Annotated in this window: 21 protein-coding genes; 14 read left to right on the top strand and 7 right to left on the bottom strand. The window is 57.7% G+C overall.

Annotation, left to right across the window (positions count from 1 at the left end; all coding sequences use genetic code 11):
• Both DC28_RS16545 and DC28_RS11745 read left to right on the top strand, forming a co-directional pair.
• A partial coding sequence (locus tag DC28_RS16545) for a hypothetical protein (RefSeq protein WP_037548881.1) occupies window positions 1-382 on the top strand: 382 nt, incomplete at its 5' end.
• A complete protein-coding gene (locus tag DC28_RS11745; protein ID WP_037548878.1) occupies window positions 382-1,341 on the top strand; it encodes a hypothetical protein in 960 nt (319 codons plus the stop codon). The genes DC28_RS16545 and DC28_RS11745, both read left to right, overlap by 1 nt.
• 473 nt (window positions 1,342-1,814) lie before the next feature.
• Here the strand turns inward: DC28_RS11745 and DC28_RS11740 are convergent, their stop codons facing one another.
• The gene (locus DC28_RS11740) at window positions 1,815-2,402 is read right to left on the bottom strand and encodes a DUF1566 domain-containing protein (protein WP_037548876.1); all 588 of its coding nucleotides are present in this window, start codon (window positions 2,400-2,402) and stop codon (window positions 1,815-1,817) included.
• A gap of 442 nt (window positions 2,403-2,844) precedes the next feature.
• On the opposite strand from DC28_RS11740, the gene DC28_RS11735 reads away from it, so the two are divergent.
• Both DC28_RS11735 and DC28_RS11730 read left to right on the top strand, forming a co-directional pair.
• Window positions 2,845-3,837: a ring-cleaving dioxygenase gene (locus DC28_RS11735; protein WP_037549061.1), complete on the top strand. Its 993-nt coding sequence runs from the start codon at window positions 2,845-2,847 to the stop codon at window positions 3,835-3,837.
• Between the two features lie 13 nt (window positions 3,838-3,850).
• Window positions 3,851-4,657, top strand: coding sequence for an alpha/beta hydrolase (locus DC28_RS11730; protein WP_081942163.1), 807 nt, complete (start codon window positions 3,851-3,853; stop codon window positions 4,655-4,657).
• Window positions 4,658-4,703: 46 nt separating this feature from the next.
• On the opposite strand, the gene DC28_RS15750 is transcribed toward DC28_RS11730, so the two are convergent.
• A complete protein-coding gene (locus DC28_RS15750; RefSeq protein ID WP_052078825.1) occupies window positions 4,704-5,054 on the bottom strand; it encodes a MerR family transcriptional regulator in 351 nt (116 codons plus the stop codon).
• A gap of 201 nt (window positions 5,055-5,255) precedes the next feature.
• Between DC28_RS15750 and DC28_RS11720 the strand changes: the two genes are divergently transcribed.
• The 8 genes from DC28_RS11720 (at window position 5,256) to DC28_RS11685 (ending at window position 16,649) form a co-directional block, all read left to right on the top strand.
• A complete protein-coding gene (locus DC28_RS11720) occupies window positions 5,256-6,053 on the top strand; it encodes an MBL fold metallo-hydrolase (RefSeq protein ID WP_037548874.1) in 798 nt (265 codons plus the stop codon).
• 164 nt (window positions 6,054-6,217) lie between these two features.
• Window positions 6,218-7,225: a Gfo/Idh/MocA family protein gene (locus tag DC28_RS11715; RefSeq protein ID WP_037548871.1), complete on the top strand. Its 1,008-nt coding sequence runs from the start codon at window positions 6,218-6,220 to the stop codon at window positions 7,223-7,225.
• A 289-nt stretch (window positions 7,226-7,514) separates the two neighbouring features.
• Window positions 7,515-9,758 carry a cellulase family glycosylhydrolase gene (locus DC28_RS15745; protein WP_052078824.1) on the top strand — a complete coding sequence of 748 codons (2,244 nt, stop codon included), beginning with the start codon at window positions 7,515-7,517 and terminating at the stop codon, window positions 9,756-9,758.
• A 162-nt stretch (window positions 9,759-9,920) separates the two neighbouring features.
• Complete coding sequence (gene lepB, locus DC28_RS11705; RefSeq protein WP_037548868.1) at window positions 9,921-11,687, top strand: signal peptidase I; 1,767 nt, start codon at window positions 9,921-9,923, stop codon at window positions 11,685-11,687.
• Between the two features lie 148 nt (window positions 11,688-11,835).
• Window positions 11,836-12,831, top strand: coding sequence for an acetylxylan esterase (locus DC28_RS11700; protein WP_037548866.1), 996 nt, complete (start codon window positions 11,836-11,838; stop codon window positions 12,829-12,831).
• A gap of 343 nt (window positions 12,832-13,174) precedes the next feature.
• On the top strand, window positions 13,175-14,347 hold the full coding sequence (locus DC28_RS11695) for a type III PLP-dependent enzyme (protein ID WP_037549051.1): 1,173 nt from the start codon (window positions 13,175-13,177) through the stop codon (window positions 14,345-14,347).
• Between the two features lie 3 nt (window positions 14,348-14,350).
• A complete protein-coding gene (locus DC28_RS11690) occupies window positions 14,351-15,826 on the top strand; it encodes a B12-binding domain-containing radical SAM protein (RefSeq protein ID WP_052078823.1) in 1,476 nt (491 codons plus the stop codon).
• A gap of 31 nt (window positions 15,827-15,857) precedes the next feature.
• Window positions 15,858-16,649, top strand: coding sequence for an SDR family NAD(P)-dependent oxidoreductase (locus DC28_RS11685; RefSeq protein ID WP_202962973.1), 792 nt, complete (start codon window positions 15,858-15,860; stop codon window positions 16,647-16,649).
• A gap of 180 nt (window positions 16,650-16,829) precedes the next feature.
• Here DC28_RS11685 and DC28_RS11680 read toward each other — a convergent pair whose 3' ends face one another.
• The 5 genes from DC28_RS11680 to DC28_RS15740 all read right to left on the bottom strand — a co-directional run bounded on the left by DC28_RS11680 (window position 16,830) and on the right by DC28_RS15740 (window position 21,094).
• On the bottom strand, window positions 16,830-17,891 hold the full coding sequence (locus DC28_RS11680; protein WP_037548863.1) for a 6-phosphofructokinase: 1,062 nt from the start codon (window positions 17,889-17,891) through the stop codon (window positions 16,830-16,832).
• Between the two features lie 17 nt (window positions 17,892-17,908).
• Complete coding sequence (locus DC28_RS11675; protein ID WP_037548860.1) at window positions 17,909-19,015, bottom strand: SDR family oxidoreductase; 1,107 nt, start codon at window positions 19,013-19,015, stop codon at window positions 17,909-17,911.
• Window positions 19,008-19,457 carry a MarR family winged helix-turn-helix transcriptional regulator gene (locus tag DC28_RS11670; protein ID WP_037548858.1) on the bottom strand — a complete coding sequence of 150 codons (450 nt, stop codon included), beginning with the start codon at window positions 19,455-19,457 and terminating at the stop codon, window positions 19,008-19,010. Before DC28_RS11670 ends, DC28_RS11675 begins: the two co-directional genes overlap by 8 nt.
• A complete protein-coding gene (locus DC28_RS11665; protein ID WP_037548856.1) occupies window positions 19,454-20,314 on the bottom strand; it encodes an NmrA family NAD(P)-binding protein in 861 nt (286 codons plus the stop codon). Before DC28_RS11665 ends, DC28_RS11670 begins: the two co-directional genes overlap by 4 nt.
• A gap of 189 nt (window positions 20,315-20,503) precedes the next feature.
• Window positions 20,504-21,094: a TetR/AcrR family transcriptional regulator gene (locus tag DC28_RS15740; RefSeq protein ID WP_052078822.1), complete on the bottom strand. Its 591-nt coding sequence runs from the start codon at window positions 21,092-21,094 to the stop codon at window positions 20,504-20,506.
• Window positions 21,095-21,266: 172 nt separating this feature from the next.
• On the opposite strand from DC28_RS15740, the gene DC28_RS11655 reads away from it, so the two are divergent.
• Window positions 21,267-22,244, top strand: coding sequence for an NAD-dependent epimerase/dehydratase family protein (locus DC28_RS11655; protein ID WP_037548854.1), 978 nt, complete (start codon window positions 21,267-21,269; stop codon window positions 22,242-22,244).
• A 355-nt stretch (window positions 22,245-22,599) separates the two neighbouring features.
• Window positions 22,600-23,595, top strand: a complete 996-nt coding sequence (locus DC28_RS11650; protein WP_052078821.1) for a GNAT family N-acetyltransferase — start codon at window positions 22,600-22,602, stop codon at window positions 23,593-23,595.
• Window positions 23,596-23,679 lie beyond the last annotated feature (84 nt).

Raw genomic sequence — 23,679 nt, 5'->3', positions numbered from 1 at the left:
CGAAGGAGCGTACCGAACCTATCCGTGGATTGCCGCCGATGCGACGCTCAAGGCTGGACGCGGAACGCATGCGGAGTTGATTGTTGGGAAGGTTGGTGCTAATCCCATTGATCAAACTCTTTATACACTCATCAAACCCGGTGACATTCTTTATACCTTGAATGATGAAAACGAAGGTCGGCACATCGCGATTGTGCAAGACGTGAAGCGGAATGTGGATGGGTCTGTAGGCCCAGGGGATATTCGGTTGATTGAGGCGTATTACAAGGGAACGATTGCATTTGTAAGCGATCCAAATTCCGAAGGTTCTTCACAGACGCTTGCTAACTACGAAAATGACACCTGGCGGATCGTTCGGCTGAAGACAACGGGGGTAAATTAATGAAAAGGGTCTTTTCGGGTGTTGTTCTGTTTTTCATGGTAGTAAGCCAGATTCTTGCGATTGATCCGGTGCGGTTTGAAGTGTTGATACGCATTCCAAACGGATCAGGATCAGGGCAGCTTCAATACAGTAGTTTTGAGGGAATGGGTCCAAATCCGTCAACGCCCAGAGGGTTTCTGGAACTGAACGGTGTATTCTATGTTGCCGACTATTGGGCGGGTCGATTGATGCATTTTACAATTCCTGGACCAGTCTGGGGAACACTTGAAGAAGGTGTTTCAGTAGGTGAGCAATTGCTTACCAATGGGAAAATGTTACTTATGCTGGAGACTGGCGGCAATTTTCGACTCTATGGTTTGGACAATTACGATGTGTTGAGTCTGGGGAACTTTCGGACTGGCTATTTCACGACTGACTATTCGACTTACTATCGGAGCATGATTTTTGCGGGAGATTTGATCCTTTCCCAGTTTCCCGATTCTGGCGGTCGTCCTCAATACCACAGTTTCTACACTGGTAAAAATTTCGCTGGTCGGTTCGAATATCGAAACCCCGATCAGACGATCCGATTCCTGAAAGAAGACTATGATGGCACTGAAGAGTTTACCGTCGATGAGGATGGCTACATATTCTGGAACGGAAGGCTTGTGGCTCCGTATGGGGACAGTTTTTCGCTGTATCATTGGAATACACGCAGTCCAGCAGAAATATGGCAAAAAAGAGCTGACCAAGGATCGTTTATTGGCTGGGATGCTGATGATAATTCATATTGGAATTATTCTAACTCAATCGTTGTATTAACATCCGGGGGTGAATTAGTTTCCGAAATGTTGGCAGAAAATGTAGCTGAAACCGCACGGTCCCAATTCACCGTAACCCCTGAAGGGACCCTGTATGTCCTATCCTACAATCGGGATCGGGACGAATTCGAACTGATGAAACTTGATCGCTTCTGGTAGCTCGTTACTGGCTGCCAGCGATTTATCCCGACTGCAACCACCCCGCAGAATGCCCCCGCTTAACTTGTGAGCGCTTTAGGCGCGAATCAAGTTCAAGCGGCTATTCTGCGATTTCCAAATCTTCGAGTACAGCCCGCCGAACCCAAGCCCAGCCCTCCGCCATCGTGGCTGCGGGCTTAAACCGAAAATGCGGTATACGCAGCCGGCATCCGTGCCGGCGGTGCGTTCGGGCTTTCCGGCCCTCACCGTATACCGTATTTTCGGTTCACTTGGGATGCGGCGGGCCACGGAGTAGCGACCCGATGGAGCGGTTTGCGCAGTAATCTCGGATGTATGGGCAAGCAGGTTGTGTAGTGGCAAGCCGCCGGGAAAGGTCTGCCCGGCAGCCAAGTATCATGGTACCGGGCGGGATCCCATGGGGCGGTATTGCCCTGCATGGGGTGTCCGCAGGGGATGGGTCACATCCCGCATTCTTATTCCGAGAAGGCTCTCATGGGCCAAACTGGAGCTGTTACGGTTTTTTGTGGATTTACCTCACCGTTGAACTTATCAAAACGAACCGCATCCCCCAGAGTCTGGCTGAATTGGGATGAAGCCCAGTAGTAATCGCTGGATCCCCCCAGGTTTAGGGAACTCCTGTACGTGTATAGGAGCTGTAGTTCCTGATAGGATGGTAGGAACCAATCCGAAAAGCCACCGGTGCTATGGTTATCCGCCGCCTTGGCCGCATAGCTTGAAAGGCCTGCTTTGTCATCATCCTGGGTTTCTATGATAATGGTGGTGTTGGCCTGTCCCGAGCCGATACCGTCGTCCAGCCCACTGGTACTGATTTGTGCACCCCAGGGATATTCGTCATCCAGAGCAGCCGGGGCGGCTTCCAAATAATCGAAGTCATAGTCGTTCGATGTATCAACAAATACTATTATTCCGCCAGCCGGTCCGGTATCGCCGGCGCTGTAGGTATTTGGAGCAGAGCCGCCAAGGCCGAGAATGTCGCAGCCTGTCAGCCCGATTACTATACATGCCGTTACGATACCAAAACCTAGTTTCCGTCTGATCATTACTACCTCCAAAGAAATTATTAAGAACTAATCCTAAGATCGATGGTTAGGAAAATCAAACTAAATAAGTCAGGTTATTGCGTAAACAGCCTATTCCTATGGAGATGTAGCACATCCCAGCGGGGATGGAGCCGCTGCATCTAGAGAGGAAAGCATGCCGGGTAAGGGGTTGTACGGGCAGTGGAATCCCCTTAAAAAGTTGACTATTTTTATGATAAAACGGATCTTGTAGTAAGATTCGTCGAGTGCGCAGAATTGCGGCAGCCTGTTTTCTGGAAACACTATCCGGATAGATACGGAACGACCCCGGTGTATTCGGGATGCTTATCATTTAGTTGCGCATTTTGGAAGAACGTTATGAGGCAGGCTCATGCTGGCCCAGGCTTCCCGTCAATTTGGGGAGGGTAACATACCTGAGCGGATGCGCTGCCGGGAGGAACCTATGAAACAGAACGAAGTGGCGCCCCTTGCAGTGGGGGGGATACACCATATTACGGCGATTGCCGGAGATCCCCAGGAGAATTTGGATTTTTATGTGGGGGTTATGGGGCTGCGGTTGGTTAAGCGGTCGATCAATCAGGACGTGCCTGATACCTACCACTTCTTTTTTGCCGACGGCGGGGGGAACCCTGGTACGGATCTGACTTTTTTTCCGTGGCCCTCCATGGCTCCTCGACGGGAGGGGGCGTCGGTTTGGGGGGAGGTCAGTTTTGTTGTGCCCCCGGGGAGTCTGGAGTGGTGGACGAATCACCTTACCCGCTCCCGAGTGAGGGTTGATGAGATCCAGGAGCGGTTCGGTGAGAAGGTGCTACCCTTCCGGGATCCCCATGGCTTGAACCTTTCTCTGACGGAGACCGAGACCTATCCGGATTTTGTCTTTGATTCCTGGGGTGAATCACCGGTGCCCGGGGAGCACCAGATTCGGGCTCTTGGGTCGGTTTCCCTGACGGTGCGGGATGAAGAGGCTTCCCGGGAGTTTTTATCCCGGGCCCTAGGGTTCCGCTCCCTGGGCCGCCAGGGTAACCGGCACCGGCTCGGGGTGGGCGAGGCCGCGGGTGGCCAGCGTATCGATCTGGTTCTGGATCCCCAAGCCCCCCGGGGAACCTGGGGGACCGGGGCGGTACACCATGTGGCCTTCAGGGTTCCTGATGATCAAACCGAGCTCTTGGTAGAGCAGCAGATTCACCGGGCCGGAGGACAGAGTTCCGGAGTCATCGACCGGTTCTGGTTCAAATCCGTGTATGTACGGGAACCCTCAGGTGCCTTATGCGAGGTCGCCACCGATGGGCCGGGCTTCGGGGTGGATGAGGACATGGAGCATCTGGGAGAAACGCTGATTCTTCCCCCCTGGTATGAGGATCAACGTGGGGCTATAGAGCAGGCCTTGCCCGCCATAGACCTTGAGCAGGCTCGAACAGCCGGCAGCCGCACATAATCAGGAGGTTCCTATGAGGGATGAAGTCACCCAAGAGTCCCGGGAACTAGCAGGGTTCACCTATGTCATCCGCGAACCCGGGACCGGAATTGCAGGTCAGCGAGAATCCCCGGGGCAAAATCCCCCGTATTCCCCGCGGGAAGCCCGAGCCGGCAACGCCCGAACCAGCGAGGTCGGAAGTAACGAGGACCGATCAAGAAATGCCCGTACCAACGAAGCCCGAGCCGGCACGAACCGGAAGCCCCCGGCCCTGGTTCTGCTTCATGGTACCGGAGGAGATGAGTACGATCTCCTGGATTTAGGGGGCTTCGTTGCTCCCGGGAGCACCCTGGTGAGTCCCCGGGGACGAGCCCCCGAGGGGGCTTTGAACCGCTGGTTCGCCCGGCATGCCGAGGGGGTACTGGACCAGGAGGATATTCGGCGCCGGGCAGGGGAGTTGGCTGATTTCCTGGTACAACTGAGAGAGGTGCACGGTATTGAACCGGGCTCTTTGTTCGCCCTGGGGTTTTCCAACGGGGCGAATATGGCAGCGGCCATGCTGCTCCTATACCCGGGGTTGTTGGCCGGGGCGGTGCTGCTGCGGCCCATGCTTCCCCTGGAACCGGAGACCCGTCCCGATCTGGGGGGCAAGCCGGTCTACATTGCCGCGGGTACCCGGGACACCATGATCCCTCCCGAATCTACCAGGAGCCTTATTGCCCGGTTGGAAGAAGCCGGTGCCGATCTTCAGGTCCGGTGGGCTGAGGCCGGCCACCGGTTCTCTATGACAGAGGTGGGTCAGGCCGGTGCCTGGTTTCGGAGCCTAGGGGCCGGTGAGTAAGGGTGCTTGGTGCGTAAAGGCGTGTAACGTCGCATCCCGGAGACACCTAGTCCCGGGGTAAGATCCGGGTTAACAGGCGCTGGATGGTCTGAAGCCTGTCCTGGTCCTGACGGATGCGTTGGGTAAAAAAATCTCGGCGGGATTCAAGCTCCCTGCTGAATTCCGGGCAAAGCCGGCCCTGGGCCTCCAGGGTCTCCCGGGCCCGGCGGATCTGATCCAGGGAAAATCCCAGGTCCTTCGCCTGCCGGATGAACCGTATCTCGTCAATGATGGCATGGGTATAGTTGCGGAATCCCGATGTATTGCGCGGCGGCGGGCTTATGAGCCCCTCCCGTTCATAGTACCGGAGGGTGTCCCGGCTAACCCCTGTCTGCTGTTCTACCTCTGAAACCTTCACATTTTTTTCCTTTCGGGCTTGCCTGTGGAGTTACTCCATAGTGTAGCGTTTTTCTTAGGGTGATTTATAGTGCGCAAACAGTTGTACCGTTGCATCCCGGCGACACCACCAAAGGGTAGGTTTCTCGGTTGCGGCGCTGTATCCGGTGTAGGTTACAACCGTTTGCACACAAAGAGAGTAATTCTACCCTAAGGAGGACGTATGACTATTCATCAGATCCGTAATGCCACCCTGGTTATCCAGGGGGGTGATCAGCATATTCTCGTAGATCCCATGCTCGCATCCCCGGGGACCCTTCCCCGGTTCCTCTATGGGAAGGATTCCCAGGGCCGGGGAACCGGGATTCCCCGGAAGAACCCCCTGGTGCCCGTGCCTGGGGCGTTTGAATCCCTTAAACCCCGGATCAGCGCAGCCCTGATAACCCATTGCCGCAAAGGACATGTGGATCATTTGGACTCCCGGGGAACCGCCTTTCTGCGTGCCGGGAACCTGCCGGTGTACTGCTCCCCCCGGGACGCAGGTTTTCTGGCAAAGAGGGGGCTGGACTGCCGGATGGTGGGTCCCAAGACCATGGAGGACCAGGCCTGGTTCGGAGGGCGGATCCGGACGGTACCCGCCCTGCATGCCCGGGGCTTCATGAGATTCCTCATGGAGCACGGTGTGGGGTATTTTATCTCCATGCCAGGGGAACCGAGTCTGTATCTCATGGGAGATTCGGTGTTAACCCCCCGGATCCGGGATTTTATCAGAGAGGTTCAGCCCGATATCATCGTGGCGGCAACGGGGGTGGCGCGTTTTGATGTCGGATCCCCGGTGCTCATGGATGAGCAGGAGATTGTAGACCTGGTGCGGATTTCCCGGGGAACGGTGGTGGCAAATCACATGGACGCCATCGATCACTGCAGGCTGAGCCGTTCGGGACTGCGGCGGCTCCTGGAAGACCAGGGGCTGGAGCAGCGGGTAAGGATTCCCGAGGACGGAGAGGCTCTGGCGTTCTGACGGACCGGGACGTCGTATGGCATGAAATGCCGCCTGCCCTGAGGTTTGTACGATTTTCCAACAAAAACTTTGACAAGTAGAAAGTTGCTTGATACAACTAAGTAAGGGGCTCTGATGTTTCCCGGGAACGGTTCCTCCCAGGCGGGGCTCCCAAGGAGATTTTCATGAGTACAATTCAGTCACCGGTTCGTTTGGGCCTCTTGGGCTGCGGCATAGCCGCCAGGGATCTGCACTGGCCGGCAATCAAGGCGTTAAAAGACGAGTTCCGAGTTACCCGGGTCTGTAATCACACCCCCGGGAAGGCCGAGTCCATGGCGGCTCTGCTTGAGTCCGAATACGGCAGCCCCGTGGGGGTGCATACCGATACCCGGGAGTTCGTCAATCAGCGGGATGTTGATGTGGTGGTGGTCATGCTGCCCGTAGAGCGGAACGAAGAGGCCGCCGGTTTGGTGCTTGGAGCGGGGAAACACCTGTTTTTGGAAAAGCCCCTGGCCCACACCCTGGACTCGGCCCGGAACATCTTAGAACTGGCGGGGAACCATCCCGGGCAGGTCGCCATGGTCGCGGAGAATTTCCGCTACCGCCGGGTGTACCGCGAGCTGGCAGCCTTGGTGGAGAGCGGTGTCATTGGAACCCCCTTCCATGTGGAATGGCGGGCCTGGCAGAAAATCATCATCAAAGAAAATAAATACGCCCAAACCAGCTGGCGCATCAATCATCAGTACGAGGGCGGTTTTGTGACCGATGCAGGGGTGCATAATATTGCCGCTCTGCGGGATGTTTTTGGTGATTTAGATGTCCGCGGCGCGGTGACCACCCGGGTTAACCCGGCCATCGGTCGGACTGACGGTCTGTCGGCCCTGTTTACCTCCCGGGGGCGGGGCGGAATTCCGCCCCTTTCGGGGTACCTGCATATGGCCTTCAGTGCCGGGGGCGAGAACCGGAATGAGCTCCGGGTTTTGGGAGACGGGGGTTCGGTGCTTGTGAAAGACGGCGTTCTCCATCACAACGGACAGATCTTCGATTACAGCGACGGCGGGGGGTATGAGGATGAGTACCGGGCCCTGTATCGTGCCCTCCAGGGGAGGTCCGACGGCGCTACCAGTCTTGAGCGGGCCTACGGCGATCTGGAAACCATGCTCCGGGCCGTAACGGGGTCGGTGTTGCCCTAGGGGGTCCCCGGACTCCGGTGCTAACGACCCTTCTTGTAGCGTGGCCCCCTTCAATGGGGGCTATACCTAGCGTTCTTTACATTCTTTTGCGCACCAACACCAGGTTCCGTTTTTCTTGTAGAGTGCGCAAAAGGTTGTACCATTGCACCCCGGCGACACCACCCCTGGGTGGAATTATCGGTGGCTCCGCTATATGTGGTGTCGTTTACAACCATTTGCGCACTACGTTTTTCTTGTGGTTATAAACCGGTTCGCAACAGTGGACCGGGAAATGTAAGGAGGTAGAACGATGATTCAATCGGCAACACGGTCCCCCCGGGGGATCGGTCTGGGATTGGTTCTGGTACTGGCGGTGCTTCTGGGGGGATGCGCCACCGCGGCTGGGGGAGGAGAGGGCTCTTCGGGGGTGCAGATAGCCGGCGCCCAGGAGGCTCCCTTCGGGCAGCTCCAGATAATCGGGACCCAGCTTAGCGGCCAGGACGGCCAGGCGGTACAACTCAAGGGCATGAGTACCATGGGCCTGCAGTGGTATGGCGGGGTTGTAAATCCCCATGCCTTTGACGCCCTGGTCTACGACTGGCAAAGCAACGTGCTCAGGCTTGCCCTGTACGTGGGAGAGGGCGGATACAGCGAACATCCCGAGCTCAAGGATCTGGTCCGCCAGGGGATAGAATTGGCGATCCAGCGGGGCGTGTACATCATTGTAGACTGGCATGTTCTGACCCCGGGCAATCCCAACGATCCCATATATGCCGGGGCTGAGGATTTCTTCGATGAAATCTCCCGGGACTACGGGGCTTACCCCCATGTCATCTACGAGATCATGAACGAACCCAACGGCGATCTGAGCTGGTCCGAGGATCTCAAACCCTATGCTGAAAAGATGGTAGATGTCATCCGGGCGAACGATCCGGATAATATCATCCTTATCGGTTCGGGAACCTGGAGCCAGGATGTGGATATTGCTGCAGCCGATCCGGTTGAGGGTGAAAATCTGATGTATGCCATCCATTTTTACTCTGGAACCCACGGCCAGGAGCTCCGAGATAAGGTTGATAAGGCCCTGGAACTGGGCGCTCCGGTATTCAGCTCCGAGTGGGGTACAAGTCAGGCCAGCGGCACCGGCGGACCCTACATAACCAAGGCCCAGGAATGGCTGGACTTCTTCGATCAGCGGGGAATCAGCTGGGTTAACTGGTCCCTGGCAAATAAAAACGAAACCAGTGCGGCCTTTAAAGCCCTGATTCAGGTGTACGACGAGGAACAAGGCGAATCGGTAATCCTCCAGGAGGAGACTCCCTTGGTACCCGAGGCCGTCCATCCCGACGGCTACCGCTACTGGCCGGAGGATCAGCTCTCGGTGAGCGGAGCCTTTGTCCGGTCCCGGATCCGGGGAGAAGAACCCCCGGTCTATCGCCAGGCGATCCATTCCTGGGACTTCGAATCCGGTGAGCTGGAGGGCTGGCACATTGCCGAAGACAGTCCGGTAAAACCGGAGCTGGGAGTTCTGAACGCCGGGGAAGCCCAAGGCGCAGGGTACCAGTACGCCTGGAGTACCCAGGCCGTGTCGGATGCCTGGTCAACAGCGCCGCGGCTGCGCATCGGCGATACAAACAAGATCATCGACCAGGGAGATTCCGTTGGTGTCCGGCTGCTCCTGGAGAAGGGCAAGACCGTCCAGGCACCACTGGAGCTGAACGTAATCATGCAGTATCCCCCGTCATGGTGGACCCAGCTCCCTGCGGTAAAGATCAATTACGGAGAGGGAGAAGACCTGGGTAACGGCTACCTGGCCTACCAGATTGACGTACCCTATTCCGCTGAAGAAGGAACGGAACTGAAGCATCTCCAGCTCATCCTCGTCGGCACCGGCAGCGGCTACGAAGGCCGGGTGATCGTTGATTCCGTAGCTGTTCAGACCACCTCCACCGGAGACGGCGGCGTGGCCCTGGCAAAAACTCAGGGCGGTGGAGAGTCTGCTCCGGCCCAGGAACCTCCGGCGCCCCTGGGCGAATTCTCCGGCCTGCCCTGGACCTTCGACGACCAGACCCGCCAAGGCTGGACGGTAACCGAGGATAGTCCCGCCCAGGTAATCCCCCGGATCTACCCCGCTGAAACACCTGCCCTGGGATACTCATACGCCTGGTCCATTCCTGGCCCCGAGGATCCCTGGAACGCCGCCCCGCGGATCAGTTCCTCCTGGGTGAATCTCCCTGCAGCCGAGTATTCCAGCCTGAGTCTGGACATCTACATCGAAGATCAGGACGCCCAGGGAACCCTCCAGGTTCAACCGGTCATTCAATCGCCCCAACACGGCTACTGGTTCCAGCTGAGTCCCCAAATCCTGGATGATCAGACCTGGACCCCCGCCGGCCAGGGGCTGCGAAAGTACAGCCTGACCTTCGACCTGACGGCCAATACCGGGGCAAGCTTCGCTCCGGATGCCGTAATGCGGAACCTCATTCTGATTACCATCGGATTGGAGAGCGACTACCGCGGCAAGGTGCTCTACGACAATGTGACCTTTCGCTAACAGCCTTTGAGGGGATTCTGGGGTGATTTTCATGCCCCGCCCACCCAAAGGCCTCGGCCTAACCAGGCCCCCGGCCCCGGGATCCAACCCCGGGGCCGTTTTTATGCAAAATCCAATCCCCGGATATTGTGAATACCCCCCTAGTGCTATACCATACCCCCCATGGCGTCATTACTCGAGTACATCCGCGAAGACCGCCGGCGCAGCAGCGCTGCCCTCATGCTGGCAATCCTTACCGTAAACAGTCTGCTGTTATTCTTTTTGAACATCCCCTACCTGGGGATCAGCGGCTTCCCCGCCTTTGCCCTCCTGGGAATAAGCCTCTTCTTTCCCTGGATGGTAGTCCTGGGTAAGTACCGGGGAGTTACCATCCTGATAAACACCCTCCTAACCCTGGCCATTATCGCCTACTACCTGCTCCATGGATCGATAGCCGTGGGGCTGGGCGAACAGCTGGGAGGATTCCGGTTCACCCTGATCTCCATCCAATTGTATCTGGCAATGATTCTTCTCCTGGCCATCAAATGGCATACCAGCCGGCCGAAGACCCTCGAATCCCTGGGAATGATCGCCGAAGACGAGTATGTAAAATCCCTGAAACACCCCATCGCCCGGTTCGGAGCCCGAGCCTTTTCCTGGCTTGATGCTCTCCTGGACGCCGGGGTTATGGTGATTTTTATCAATATTTTCATCTTCCAGCTTTACATGGTTCCTACTGAATCCATGGTGCCCACCTTCTTGGTCAATGACCGGCCCTTCGTCATTAAAATTACCGAGGGGCCGAAACTTCCGGTCACTAATTTCGGTCTGCCCCGACTGCGTCAGCCGAAACGGGGGGATATCGTCGTCGTCCGGAACCCCCGGTACGACCAGAGCCCCGCCGCAGAGGCGAAAAAGCTCCTCAGCGATGTGGTCTACATGCTGACCTTTACCGGGGTGCTCATCGATAAATACGATGACTCAGGCCAGATTAAATCCGACCCCCTGGTAAAACGCCTCATCGGGGTACCCGGGGAGAGCCTGGAAATGGCAAACCAGGTGGTGTACCGCAAGGTTCCAGGGGGGCAGTGGCAGCCCCTGGAGAACTTCAATGCCCAGGACCTGCCGGATCTCTATGAGTTACCCGAGGATGTCCAGGAGCGGATTCAGGATTTCCCCATGGATGCCCAGACCCGCCGGCTCTTAACCCGCCTGGACCAGAGACTCGAAGGACTGTGGGTCGATGAGGAATACCAAGCCCAGCTTCGGGAAACCTACCTGTTAGCCGACCGGATCCGTACCCTGGCGGAACGGATCCAGAATCTGCGGATACACCATGGCTTCGCCGAACAGGTGGCTCCCGTCGCCCGTACCATTGTGCAGGCCGGACCCGGGTACTTCAGCGATCTGAATGTATTCTCCCAGGATTTAGACATCGCCATGGCCATGGCTTCGGACAGCGGGGCCCTGGATACCTTCCTGCAGTTCCTTGAACAGCCCAGTACCTACGCCGGGGACTCCCGGTTTTACCGTACCTCCCGGGCGTTGAATCTTCTGATCAAAACCGATCTGGCCCGGCTGCTTTCGGCAAACCTGGCTGCCCTGACCGGAGAAAACGAGGTAAGCAGCCTGCGTAGGGAGGTCATCGCCAGTCTCAACGAGTACCTGCGATACCTGTCCTATTTCTACCTGCGGAACTTCCCCCCCTTCCCCGGGGAACAGGAGGTGCTGGCTCAGGGACAATACTTCTACATGGGTGATAACCGCCTCAACTCCATAGACGCCCGGCACGGTACCTACCACGACGCACCCGTGGATGAATTCGATCCCTACTCCATGACCTACACCACCCTTATTGGACCGCGGTCGGTTCCCACGGAAAACCTGGTGGGTTGGTCGGGGTTCCGGGTGTTCCCCTTCGACCGGTTCGGCGTCATCAAAGCGCCCTAGACCCGGATGCCCTGGATTAGTGTCCGGGAATCCACGTCCTCGGCTTCCTTTTTCCGGTCCTGGAAGGGCAAGCCGAGGGATACCCCGGAACTTAATCAAACCCGCGGCAGCTTGTTCGGGCACTACTAACTGAAAGGATGAATCAGCTATGGCATATTTTGACCTACCCCTAGACGAACTTCGGGTGTACAAACCCAGCATTCCCAAACCCGGCAATTTTGACAGCTTCTGGAAGAATACCATCGCCGAATCCCGGTCCCTTGCCCGGGATCCCCAATTCGAACCCCAGGAGTGGGGCTTCCCCCTCCTGGATGTATACGACGTGTCCTTCTCCGGCTTCGCCGGCCAGAGCATCAAGGCCTGGTACATCCGGCCGAAGAACCGGGAGAACCTGCCGGTGGTGGTGAGTTACGTGGGCTACGGGGGCGGGCGCTCCCTGCCGGTGGACCATCTGCGCTATCCCGCAGCCGGCTACGGGGTCTTTGTGATGGATACCCGTGGACAAGGGTCGGTGTGGAGCCAGGGCGACACCCCCGATCTTGACGGCGGGAGCGGGAGTCCTCAAATTCCCGGATTTATGACCCGGGGCATTCTGAACCCGGCTGACTACTACTACCGCCGGGTATTCACCGATGCGCTGCTGGCTCTGGAAGCCGCCGCCCGGGCTCCTGGGGCGGATTCCCGGCGTCTTGTGGTAGGAGGAGGAAGCCAGGGCGGGGGAATCGCCATCGCTGCCGCGGGCCTCGCCGCCCTCTGCGGGCTGCCGCGAGATGTTGACCAGCCCCGGGGAGCTATGCCGGATGTACCCTTTCTCTGTAATTTCCAGCGTGCTGTGGGGCTGGTGGATACCGATCCCTACGGGGAGATCCGGCGGTTCTGCGTTACCCACCGCAACCGGATTGACCAGGCCTTTGAAACCCTGTCGTATTTCGATGGACTGCATTTCGCCGCCCAGGCAGCCGTGCCGGCCCTCTTTTCCGTCGGTCTCATGGATACCATCTGTCCTCCCTCCACGGTGTTCGCTGCCTTCAATACATGGGCCGGGTCGAAGCAGATGGTCGAGTATCCCTACAACGACCATGAAGGTGGCGGCAGCCATCACTTCAGTGCCCAGTTGCAATTTCTCAGTTCTGTGGTAGGGTGATTCTAACGTCCCTGCAAGGTGCTCTTCTTGGAGAATACCTGTCCCGGGCCGTCGCACCATCGCTGCCGCTGTAAGGGGTTGTTCCAGCACCGGCCGGTGGAACCCGAGGTTCAGGGAACGCTCAGTTTGCCGGCACCATGTGCGGGACCAATGTAAGTAAATCATTTCCACGAAATGAGTTACTTTTTCCTCATTCTTACCCATGCCAATTGCAGATGAATTTTGTAATAGGCTCATCGGTATTACCGATTTTCTACTTGACCAAGGGGCGCCACCGGAAATATTGTTGCCTTCCCGAGGCTGGGTGTTTCCCCTTCGGTACACTAATGACTGGGAGGGTTGGATGCATAGTACCGACCTCGACATTTCTGATTACTACGATTCACAAACCTTCAGCCGCATAAAGGCCTATGCGGATACCCTGGAGACCCCCTGCCTCGTGGTGGATACTTCTACAGTACTCCGCCAATTAGATGACCTCATGGCAGGGTTTCCCTATGCCAAGGTGTATTATGCGGTAAAGGCGAATCCTGCCCCGGAGATTCTCACCCTGCTCCGGGACCGGGGCTGCAACTTCGATATTGCATCCCGGTACGAGTTGGACAAGGTTCTGGCCCTGGGGGTCTCTCCCGATCGGATCAGCTTCGGGAATACCATTAAAAAGGCCAAGGATATCCGCTACTTCTACGAGCAGGGAATCCGTATGTTCGCCACCGATAGCGAGGCGGATCTGCGGAACCTGGCTCAAGCGGCTCCGGGCTCCAAGGTATACGTACGGATTCTTACCGAGGGAATAGCCACCGCCGACTGGCCCCTCTCCCGGAAATTCGGCTGCCAGAGCGATATGGCCATGGATCTGGTCATTCTGGCCCGGGACCTCGGCCTGGATCCCTACGGAATCAGCTTTCATGTGGGCAGCCAGCAGCGGGATATCGGCGCCTGGGACGCTGCCATTGGTAAGGTAGCCTACATCTTTGAGCGCCTCCGGGATGAGGACGGCATCAATCTGAGAATGATCAACATGGGAGGCGGCTTTCCTGCGAACTACATCACCAAGACGAATGAACTCTCAACCTATGCATCAGAGATTACCCGGTTTCTCCGGGAGGATTTTGGTGATGATCTGCCGGAGATTATCCTCGAACCCGGGCGTTCCCTTATCTCCAATGCCGGGGTTCTGGTTAGTGAAGTGGTTCTCATCAGCCGCAAGGGCCGTACCGCCCTTAACCGCTGGGTGTACACCGATATCGGCAAGTTCGGCGGACTCATTGAGACCATGGATGAGGCTATTAAGTTTCCCATCTACACCGATAAGACTGGGGAGACCGAGGAGGTGATCCTCGCCGGCCCTACCTGCGACAGTGCTGATATACTCTATGAAAACTATAAATACAGCCTCCCCCTTAATCTTGCAGCCGGTGACCGGTTGTACTGGCTCTCCGCAGGGGCCTACACCACCACCTACAGTGCCATAGAGTTTAACGGATTTCCGCCCTTGAAAGCCTACTACCTCTAGGGTATGGCTGCTCCGTCGCGGCACGGTCCCGTTCCCGTCACGGGAAATACCCAGAACCCGGAGATTGTCCTAACCGCCGTCAATGCGGGCTACATTCATGCCTCCCTGGGACTTCGCAGCCTCTATGCGAACCTGGGTGATTTGCGTGGCCGAAGCTGCATCGCCGAGGGTACCCGGCGGCTGGGTATTCCCGAATTAGCTCGGTTTATCGCAGGGTTGAATCCCAGCATTGTGGGGGTGTCGGTAAGCATCTGGAATCACCGGGAGAGCCGGGAGCTCCTGGAACGCCTGGCACAGGATCTGCCCCAGGCGTGGCTTGTGGTGGGCGGCCCCGAGGCGAGTTACCTTCCCGATGACCATCCCCTGTTTACCCGGGCCCATGTGCTGGTTCGGGGAGAGGGGGAGGAGGTGTTTCCCCGGCTCTGCCGGGAGCTCCTTGGGATACCCGGACCTCATGGTTCGCCAGATCCGGGACTGGTGTCGGGATCGGAATCCGTTCCCCGACGGACCGGGCATCTGAGGGTTATCCAGGCCCGGCAGCCCGATCCGGCTCACCTGGAGCTTCCCTACGGGTTTTTGGAGGATCGGGACCTTTCTAACCGGCTCATGTATATCGAAACCAGCCGGGGCTGCCCGTTTTCCTGCGAGTTTTGCCTCTCGAGTGTCCAGGGCAGGGTCCGAGAGTTTCCCTTGAAACCGGTGTTAGATCAGGTTACCCGCTTATATGAGCGGGGCGGCCGGTATTTTAAGGTGATCGACCGCACCTTTAATCTGGATCTGGACCGGGCACGCCGGACCCTGACGTTTTTCAGGGAGCTCTTCCTCGGTAATCCCCGGGAGGGGGCCTACGTGCAGTTTGAGGTGGTCCCTGATCGGCTGCCCCAGGAACTCCGGGAGCCCATCGCAGCCTTTCCCCCCGGTACCCTTCGTCTGGAGGTCGGTATTCAGACCCTGAATAATGCGGTAGCTGCCCGGATTAACCGGAAACAGGATCAGCCCCGGACCCTGGATAATCTGGCCTTCCTATCCGAGCAAACCGGTGCGGTGATCCATGCAGATTTGATTATCGGGTTACCCGGGGAGGATCTGGAAAGTTTCGCCAGGGGATTCGACCGCCTCTGGCAGCTCCAGCCCGGAGAGATCCAACTGGGGGTACTAAAGGCCCTGCCGGGTACGACCCTGCACCGTCATGACGGCCCCTGGGGAATGGTCTTTAACCCCGATCCGCCCTATGAGATTATGCAGACAGGGGCCATGAACCGGGATACAATGGATAAAATGAAGGTTGCTGCGAAATTCTGGGAATTAGTGGTCAACCGGGGGCGGTACCCCGAAGAGGTCGGGCGTTTGAATCCCCCTAAAGAAGGAGCCTTTTACCGGTTTCTGGCTCTAAGCGAGTATCTATACAACCGGTTGGGCCGCACCTGGGGCATTGATGCATCGGAGCTCCGGGCATTACTGGCAACATACCCCGGGTGATGGGGACGGAGGGCAGGAAAGGAGAGAGCCTATGATGTTGGAAGGAAAGAATGTTTTGGTAACCGGAGCAAGTCGAGGGATCGGCCGGGCAGTGGTGCAGGTGATGGCCGAGGGTGGCGCCAATCTAATCCTGTGGTCCCGAAGCGGCGGCGAGCTAACGGTTCTGGCCGAGGATTTACAGGTTCGCTTGGGCTGCCGGGTCTGGACCAAACAGGTGGATATGCAGCGCCACGACCAGGTTAAGGAGGCATCCCGGGAGGTCGGCGAAATCCTATCTGCCGAGGGTCTGTCCCTGGATATTCTGGTGAACAATGCAGGACTTGCCAGGGGTCTGGATGCGGTTCATGAGGGCGATGTGGATGACTGGGATCAGATGATTGATACCAATCTCAAGGGGCTCTTATGGGCCACCCGGTATCTGGTGCCCTTCATGCTGGCCGATTCACCTGCGCCCCTCGTCATCGCCCTGGGGAGTACGGCGGGTATGGCTGCCTACGCCAAGGGCGGGGTGTACTGCGCCACAAAGGCCGGGGTGCGGATGGTCCAGGATGGGCTTCGCATCGATACGGTGAATACCCGTTTGCGGGTGTGTACCATTCAGCCTGGGCTGGTGGAGACCGATTTCTCCAAGGTCCGGTTCCATGGGGATGAGGCCCGGGCCAAAAAGGTGTATGAGCAGCTCGTGCCCCTTTCGCCCGGAGATGTGGCCGACGCGGTCCTCTACGTGGCAACCCGGCCGGAACACGTCCAGATTTCGGAACTGACGATTATGCCCGCGTGTCAGGCATCGGGGTCGGTGGTGCATCGGGGGGTTCTGGAGTAGCGGTCGACCCGGAGACGGCCGGCGGGTCTTGACGGTTGCCGGGGTGGTCGGGCGTCCGGTGCGGTTTACAAACGCTTGCGCACTAAGGAAAGAACTGCGAAAACTGCTGGCACTGGCATTACAGGGCCAAAGGCTCGGGTATCGGCGGAACCCTCGGCAGTATCTCCCCATTCTTGCTGCCTACTCCATCCCGAAGCAGGTCCCCGCTGCCTTGGCGGAGCGGATGGCTAACTCCTCTACGGGGACGTACTTTGTCTTTCCGGCTGTTTCGGCCAGGGGAATGGCGGTAATGTCCTGGCCCTGGAGGGCCACCATCTTACCGTAATCACCCCGGGCCAGGAGTTCGGCTCCCTTGGTGCCGAACTGGGTTGCCAGTACCCGGTCGTAGGGAACCGGGGATCCTCCCCTCTGGAGGTACCCGAGAATACTGACTCGGGCCTCCACCCCCTCTCGCTCGTTGAGGGCCGCAGCCAGCTGAACACCGGAGCTCAGGCCCTGGGCTCTGAGTTTTTTTACATCTTTTTTAGAAAGATCCTTCTGATCCCGGCTTCGTGCGCCCTCGGCGATGGCGATCACCGAGAATCCGCCGGGTTTTGAGAGTCTGCGGTTTATGTGGTTCCGGATGATATCGATGTCGTAGAATAGTTCCGGTATGAGGATGACATCTGCGCCGCCGGCAATACCGGAGTAGAGGGTGAGCCAGCCTGCCTCGTTACCCATGATCTCCGCAATGAGGACCCGACGGTGGCTCTGGGCGGTGGTGTGCAGCCGGTCTACAGCATCGGTTGCCACATCCAGGGCGCTGTGAAACCCGAAGGTCATATCGGTTCCCACTACATCATTGTCGATGGTTTTGGGAAGGCCGATAACATTCAGTCCCTGTTCGGCGAGCCAATGGGCACGTTTCTGGCTGCCGTTTCCCCCCAATACGACCAGGCAGTCCAGATTCCATTTCCGGTAGTTGTCGATCATCATATCGACCTTCACGGGGTCTTTGAAGGGACGCTCTCTGCTGGTTCCCAGGATTGTACCCCCCTTATGAATGATACCCGAGAAGTCCCTGGGCTGGAGCAGTCTGCCACGGCCTTCCACCAAACCACGGTACCCCTCTTCAATCCCGATAATTTCCATACCGTATTCCAGGTGGGCGGCTTTGCAGATACCCCGGATCGCGGGGTTCAATCCCGGGCAATCCCCTCCGGCGGTGAGGATGCCGAACCTCTTGGTAACTGATTCTGCCATGGCTGGTGCTCCTTTGCTTAGGCTTCAGGGGTAGTGTAGCATAGCTGAGTGAACCAAGACACAAAGTCTTGTAATCCCCGGGAACATTCTAAAACCGGGTAGTCTTCCAGGGTTTCTGAGGCCCGTCCCTCGTTAATTGCCCTGAAAAAGGCAATAAAATTATCGATCAAATCTTGAGGGGTAGATTGGGTGGCCATGAAGTCCCGGGCGGCTTGGTACCCCAGGTTGGTCCAGGTGAGGTGGGGTTTATTCAGGGCGGCTGCCAGGGCCTGGCCGATTTCCTCGAAGCTGTAGACCTGGGGATGGTAGACTGAGTAAATTTCCGGAGTGCCCGGAGTGCCCGGGGAAGCCGGGTAAGCCGGGTAAGCCGGGTAAGCCGGGGAAGCAGGGGAAGCCGGGGTACTCTGAGCTTCCGGTGATTTCTGAGTGCCCGGGGTGCCCGGGGGATCCGCCGGGGAGTTTTCTTGGAGCAATGCGGCGGCATGAGCCCCGATATCCCGGGTGTCGGCAAAGTACAGCCTGGTTTGGGCCTCCAAGGGGTAGCCCCCTAAAAAGTTCCGTTCCATCACACCCTGGACATTGGATCTGAAGTTCTGCCAGAAGTAACCGGGCCGGAGAATACGGACCCGCTGTGCGCAGCCGGCGAGATTCTGTTCTGCCTGAAATAGGCCCTCCAGGACTCCGGAATTCCTGGGCAGGTGGGCTCCGAAACTACTCAGCTGAACCACCTGATCCAGGTTCTGCTTCCTGGCGGCCCAGGCGAAGTTCTTGGAGTAGGAATCCCGGAATGCAAACAGGCTGCCGTCTTTCAGACCCACAGGGCACATGAAGTAGGCAGATCTGGCGCCGTCCAGGGCTGCCAGGAAGTCCTCGGGTTTTTCTGGGTTCCAAATACATACTTCCACCGAACCCGGGGCACCATCCCTTGGGGTAGCTGCAGCCGGGGTTTCCCTCTTCGGTGAGCCCTCCCCGGGGGGGTGTTCCACCGGGGAGGTTAGGCTTTGTTGCAAGGCCTGGGCCTTCCCGGCGTCGCGGCTTACGATTCGTATTGAATGGCCTGCCCGGCTCAGATGCCTGGCGACCTCTGAGCCGGTATTGCCCGTGGCTCCGAAAATGCTAATCATGGTATTCCTCCTGTGTCCCGTCTAAGGACTCAGCGATAGTTTGTAGTGTTTGTTCTAGGGTGTTCCATTCCTGGTCAGACAGCGGGTTCCGGAGTTTTTCTATCCATTGCCTGGCGATAGTCTCCACAACCCCTCGGGTTCGTATTCCCTGCTCTGTAAGGGTGATGTTCCAGGCCCGTCGGTCGGTGTGTGAGCGGGATCGGGAGATGAAGCCGGCGGATTCCAAGGCCTGAACCGCGCGGGTGACATTTCCCCTGTCCACCCGGAGCCGTTTCGCCAACTCCTCCTGTACAATGGTTTCTCCAGGCATCAGAGATAGGAGGTAGGCCTGTTGTCCCGGTCCGATGCCGAGGCCTTTGAGGCGGTGGTAGAAGAAGCTCTGGGCCGCCCGGTTGATGACGGAAATGTACAGTCCGAACCGGCCTTCAGCAATGTCCTTCACGTAATACCTCCCAGGATGTGCTTGTGGTCCTGGATAAAATCCTCCAGGCTGCGCGGCGCGCGATCAAGAAGCTCTCGGGTGGTGGCGGTCGTAATATTACCCCTGCCGCTCCTGACTACCGAGTATAGGGCATACATAACGAATATCATAGCAAGCTTCCGCCGTTTTTTGAGATGGTAGAATAGGAACTCCAGGGGATTCGGATGGGTAAAGGTAACAGGCACGCCCAGGCCCGCAGTGAGATGGTCCGCAATCTCCCCGTAGGAATAGCTGGTATCTCCCGTGACGTTGTACCCCTGACCGATATGCCGGGGATGGCTGAACAGCCGGGCAACGAGTTCTCCGATGTCCCGGGCATCAATAAAACTCGTTTTACCCGTACCTGCGGGGACGAAAATCCGTCTCTCATCCCGGATCTCCGGCAGGTGGGTGGTAGTCAGATTCTGCATAAAAAAACTGGGTCTCACAAAGGTGTAGGGAATCCCCAATTTCTGGATGTATTGTTCCACGGTATGGTGGGGAACGAAGGGATTATTCTCAGCACCCTGGACGGACAGGAAAATCACTTGGGAAATAGCCCGGGACTGGATACACCGGATGAAGGGATACATATCACGCGTAATATTCGAGATGTGGGGCGGTCGCATGAGGAATACCCGGTCAACCCCCTCGAGGCAGGCCTCCCAGGTGCTGGCATCGGTAAAATCGAATCGCCGGTAGATGAGATTCTCCTGATCCGGGGAAGGACCGCTCCTGCCGTGGGCGGCAATAACCGTCTCACCACGCTTTTGAAGGTGGGCTACAACCTCCCTGCCGACGGTACCCGTGGCACCGGTTACTAACACTCGTCCGTTCATAGTACCCTCGTTGTTTGCGGCCTTCCCTGGGGATGTTATTACCCGGGAGGCCGGTAGTCTAAATTATTGCGTACGCAACAAAATAGTATATCGGGATGATGCTGTCAAGGGATGATGTGGTCCAAGCCCGGCTGAGGGTACCCGTTTCAAGGTCAAACGGGCCCGAGGGCCGAGGGCGTGCGGTTCGGGTCAGCCGTCTTCCGGGGTAAAAACCTGGGGAAGCCGGGCAAAGCGGGTCCAGCTATCCCAGGTTGCTCCAGCCTCGGGGGGTATGAGGTCGTCCATGAGGATCATGACCCATCCGTGGAGATTGGCGAAGAGGCTGACGGCCAGGCTCCGGGGATCCGCCCTCTGGGGTTCGAGCTGGGCGGCCATCCGGAGAACCACGGAAAAGGCCCGCTGGGCGTTGAGTTTGCATCGTTCGGAATGCAGGCTGTTTCCCAAGCGGGAAAACATCAACCGGTAGAGTTCCGGTTGCCCCTGGGCAAAGTGGCCGTAGGCGGTGTAGAGCCCCTCCAGCAAGCTGTTGGCGTTCTCTCCGGAAAGCCGGCGTTCCTGTTCTTCCAGCATATCGGCGAAGCGCTGGTAGCCCTCGGCAGCCAGGGCGGTAAGCAGATCGTGCTTGGTCTTAAAGTGGCGGTAGGGGGCGGTTTTTGAGACCCCAATCTGATCCGCCAAGCCGCGGAGGCTCAAGGAGTCCAAGCCGTGTTCTTCAAGTTGCTCCAGACCCCGGTTGATGAGGGCTTCGCCGAGATTGCCATGGTGGTAGGGCTGATTCATGGTCTGATTGTATCAGAAGATGTTGACGCTGCCTACATTGAGGGGTATACTTCAGTAAAGTTGGCAGTGCCAACATTAATGAGTGGACGGGAGCGATGTGCCGGGGAGGGTGACGGCAGGGGCTGCCGGAGGAAGAGACGTTGGAATCACCCTAAACAAAGGAGTAAATGAAATGGAACTTCATACAATATTCGGTACGGGACCCTTGGGACTGTTTACAGCCCGGGCGTTGTTGGAAGACGGCAAGAGGGTGCGGGTGGTGAACCGGACCGGGACTTTGGACGCCCCTCGGGCTCTGGTTATGGCTCCTTGGACGGCTGCAGATGTGGAGGTTGTCCAGGGGGATGCCCTGGATCCCGGGCAGGTTCGGGCTGCCGCTCAGGGGGCGAGCCATATCTACCACTGTGCAAACCCGTTGTATCACCAATGGGCGGAACTGCTCCCCCCCATGCAGACCAATGTAATTGCCGCAGCCCTGGAGCAGAAGGCTGTCCTTGGGCTGACGGAGAACCTATACATGTATGCCCGGGGTGTTTCGCCCATCACCCTCCAGACCCCGGTGGATCCCCCGACCCGAAAGGGCCGGATACGTCAGGAGCTGCATGAGCAGCTGCTCCGGGCCCAGGCCGAAGACGGGCTGGTGTGGACGAGTATCAGGGGATCGGATTACTACGGTCCCGGGGCTACCGGCCAGAGCGTGTTTGGCACCGATTATTTTCTGAATCCCCTGATTCAGTCTAAGCGGGTTTCCCTCATGGGCGACCCCGATGCCCTGCATAGCTACACCTATGCCGGAGATTTCGGGCGGGCCCTGGTTTTAGCAGTCCGGTCGCCCAGGGCCCACGGGAAGGCCTGGATTGTGGCTCATCGGGAGAAGACCACCACCAGGGATGTAGCCCTGGAGTTTCGGAAGCAGGCCGGGAGCCGGTCTACCATTGGTAGGCTTCCCACAGGGATGCTGAGGTTGTTGGGGCTTGTAAATCCCCAGGTCCGGGAGCTCCTGGAGATGATGTACCAGAAGCAGGAGGCGTACCTGGTGTCCGGGGAGGATTTCGAAAGGGAGTTCGGGTTTGTTCCCGTGAGTCTGCAGGAAGGGGTAGCTAGTACCCTGGAGTGGTACCGGATGTGGCGGGCCCAGCGGGGCGATTAACCTGCTACCCAGTGCGCACTGGGAAATGGATAATTAATAGACGAAAGAACAATTCCCGGGGTAGAATTGAGGGCAGGCTTTTAGGGTGTACGCGATCAGACGGATTCTGGCGCCGGGGGTTCTATTCCCGGGTAGAACCTCTACTCCCGGGGTAAAAATGAACGGGCTCCGCGCCGGTCCTGCTAAACCGGTTTGCTTCAGAGCATTTTTGTGCAGCAACGAGTACCCGAGTGCACAAAAAGTTGCACCGGTTCCACCCTCTGACGCTACCCCGGCGTCTGATATCGGAAGGTGATGCTGGAGCGTTACCCCGCTGCTCCAAACCAGGCGCGGCCAAGGATCGAAGGAGGATCCATTGAAATACCAGTTCAGCTTTTACAACCCCGCAGATTATCCCGAGCTCAAGGAATTAGTCCTGGCTTCCTACCGTTGGGATCCGGCACCGAGCTTCGGCCTCAGCCGCCTGGAGTTCTCCGCCGGGCTGCATCCGGGCTTTACCGGCCACCGCCACGCCTGGGAACAGAGTATCGGCCTCTACCGCCACAATGGGGCTATTGTGGCCGCAATTTGTAACGAGGGGGTTCACAGCGGAGAGACCTTCTTTTTCTTCGATTCTCCCCAGAGGGCAGAGGATGCTGAGTTGGTCCAGGAGATGATACGGTTCGCCAAGACCTACGGAGCCGGGGTAAAGTCCGATGGCCGCACGAGGTATGTGGATTTGCATATCCCCCCCTGGAACTGGACCCTGGCGGACATGGCGAATTCGACCGGGTTTTCAAAAAACGATTGGGGCTGCCGCTCTTTGGTTCTGCCCTTCGATGTTATTCCGCCATCGGATCTTCAAAAACCGCCCCAGCTACCTCCCGGCTACAGCTTTGCCGACGGCAGGAACACCACGGCGGCTGATCTTGCTCTGGTTCACCGTCATTCCTTCGGGTATCAGGGTGATTCACATGCCTGTAAGTTCGGAGGACAGGCCTTTGAGGACCTGCGGCGGATGGCCCATTACCGACCCGATCTAGATATCTGCATCCTTGATGAGTACCGCCGTCCGGTTGCCATGGCAACAATTTGGTACGATTCCCGGCTTCCCTATTGCGAGCTGGAACCCATGGGGGTTACCTGGTGGAACCGCCGCCGAGGACTTGGCTCGGCCCTCATCCGGGAGGCGTCCCGGCGGGTACTGGCTCTTGATCCCCGGTGCCGGGGAATGCTCGGGGGTGATCAGGCATTTTACAGCAGCCTGGGGTTCGCCTGTGCCCAGGAAACGCCCACCTACCATTGGGAGCTGGAGGTCATCATTTCATGGGAAGCCGAATCCCTAAACCAAGACTACGCCAGCCGGATCTGATGGCGTAAGTAGTGCGTAAACGGTTGTAAACGACACTATATGGCAGGACAACCTATAAGTCCGCCTATGGATGGTGTCGCCGGG

The organism is Spirochaeta lutea (genome assembly GCF_000758165.1).
Classification (GTDB): Bacteria; Spirochaetota; Spirochaetia; order DSM-27196; family Salinispiraceae; genus Spirochaeta_D; species Spirochaeta_D lutea.
Note: the sequence above shows the minus strand (reverse complement) of the source record. Positions and strands in the feature narration are given on the sequence as shown.

What these genes read in the sequence shown, in the direction of transcription:
- DC28_RS11745 (WP_037548878.1), top strand. Translation starts at nt 382, where the DNA reads ATGAAAAGGGTCTTTTCGGGTGTTGTTCTGTTTTTCATGGTAGTAAGC.
- DC28_RS11740 (WP_037548876.1), bottom strand. Translation starts at nt 2,402, where the DNA reads ATGATCAGACGGAAACTAGGTTTTGGTATCGTAACGGCATGTATAGTA.
- DC28_RS11735 (WP_037549061.1), top strand. Translation starts at nt 2,845, where the DNA reads ATGAAACAGAACGAAGTGGCGCCCCTTGCAGTGGGGGGGATACACCAT.
- DC28_RS11730 (WP_081942163.1), top strand. Translation starts at nt 3,851, where the DNA reads ATGAGGGATGAAGTCACCCAAGAGTCCCGGGAACTAGCAGGGTTCACC.
- DC28_RS11720 (WP_037548874.1), top strand. Translation starts at nt 5,256, where the DNA reads ATGACTATTCATCAGATCCGTAATGCCACCCTGGTTATCCAGGGGGGT.
- DC28_RS11715 (WP_037548871.1), top strand. Translation starts at nt 6,218, where the DNA reads ATGAGTACAATTCAGTCACCGGTTCGTTTGGGCCTCTTGGGCTGCGGC.
- DC28_RS15745 (WP_052078824.1), top strand. Translation starts at nt 7,515, where the DNA reads ATGATTCAATCGGCAACACGGTCCCCCCGGGGGATCGGTCTGGGATTG.
- lepB (WP_037548868.1), top strand. Translation starts at nt 9,921, where the DNA reads ATGGCGTCATTACTCGAGTACATCCGCGAAGACCGCCGGCGCAGCAGC.
- DC28_RS11700 (WP_037548866.1), top strand. Translation starts at nt 11,836, where the DNA reads ATGGCATATTTTGACCTACCCCTAGACGAACTTCGGGTGTACAAACCC.
- DC28_RS11695 (WP_037549051.1), top strand. Translation starts at nt 13,175, where the DNA reads ATGCATAGTACCGACCTCGACATTTCTGATTACTACGATTCACAAACC.
- DC28_RS11690 (WP_052078823.1), top strand. Translation starts at nt 14,351, where the DNA reads ATGGCTGCTCCGTCGCGGCACGGTCCCGTTCCCGTCACGGGAAATACC.
- DC28_RS11685 (WP_202962973.1), top strand. Translation starts at nt 15,858, where the DNA reads ATGATGTTGGAAGGAAAGAATGTTTTGGTAACCGGAGCAAGTCGAGGG.
- DC28_RS11680 (WP_037548863.1), bottom strand. Translation starts at nt 17,891, where the DNA reads ATGGCAGAATCAGTTACCAAGAGGTTCGGCATCCTCACCGCCGGAGGG.
- DC28_RS11675 (WP_037548860.1), bottom strand. Translation starts at nt 19,015, where the DNA reads ATGATTAGCATTTTCGGAGCCACGGGCAATACCGGCTCAGAGGTCGCC.
- DC28_RS11665 (WP_037548856.1), bottom strand. Translation starts at nt 20,314, where the DNA reads ATGAACGGACGAGTGTTAGTAACCGGTGCCACGGGTACCGTCGGCAGG.
- DC28_RS15740 (WP_052078822.1), bottom strand. Translation starts at nt 21,094, where the DNA reads ATGAATCAGCCCTACCACCATGGCAATCTCGGCGAAGCCCTCATCAAC.
- DC28_RS11655 (WP_037548854.1), top strand. Translation starts at nt 21,267, where the DNA reads ATGGAACTTCATACAATATTCGGTACGGGACCCTTGGGACTGTTTACA.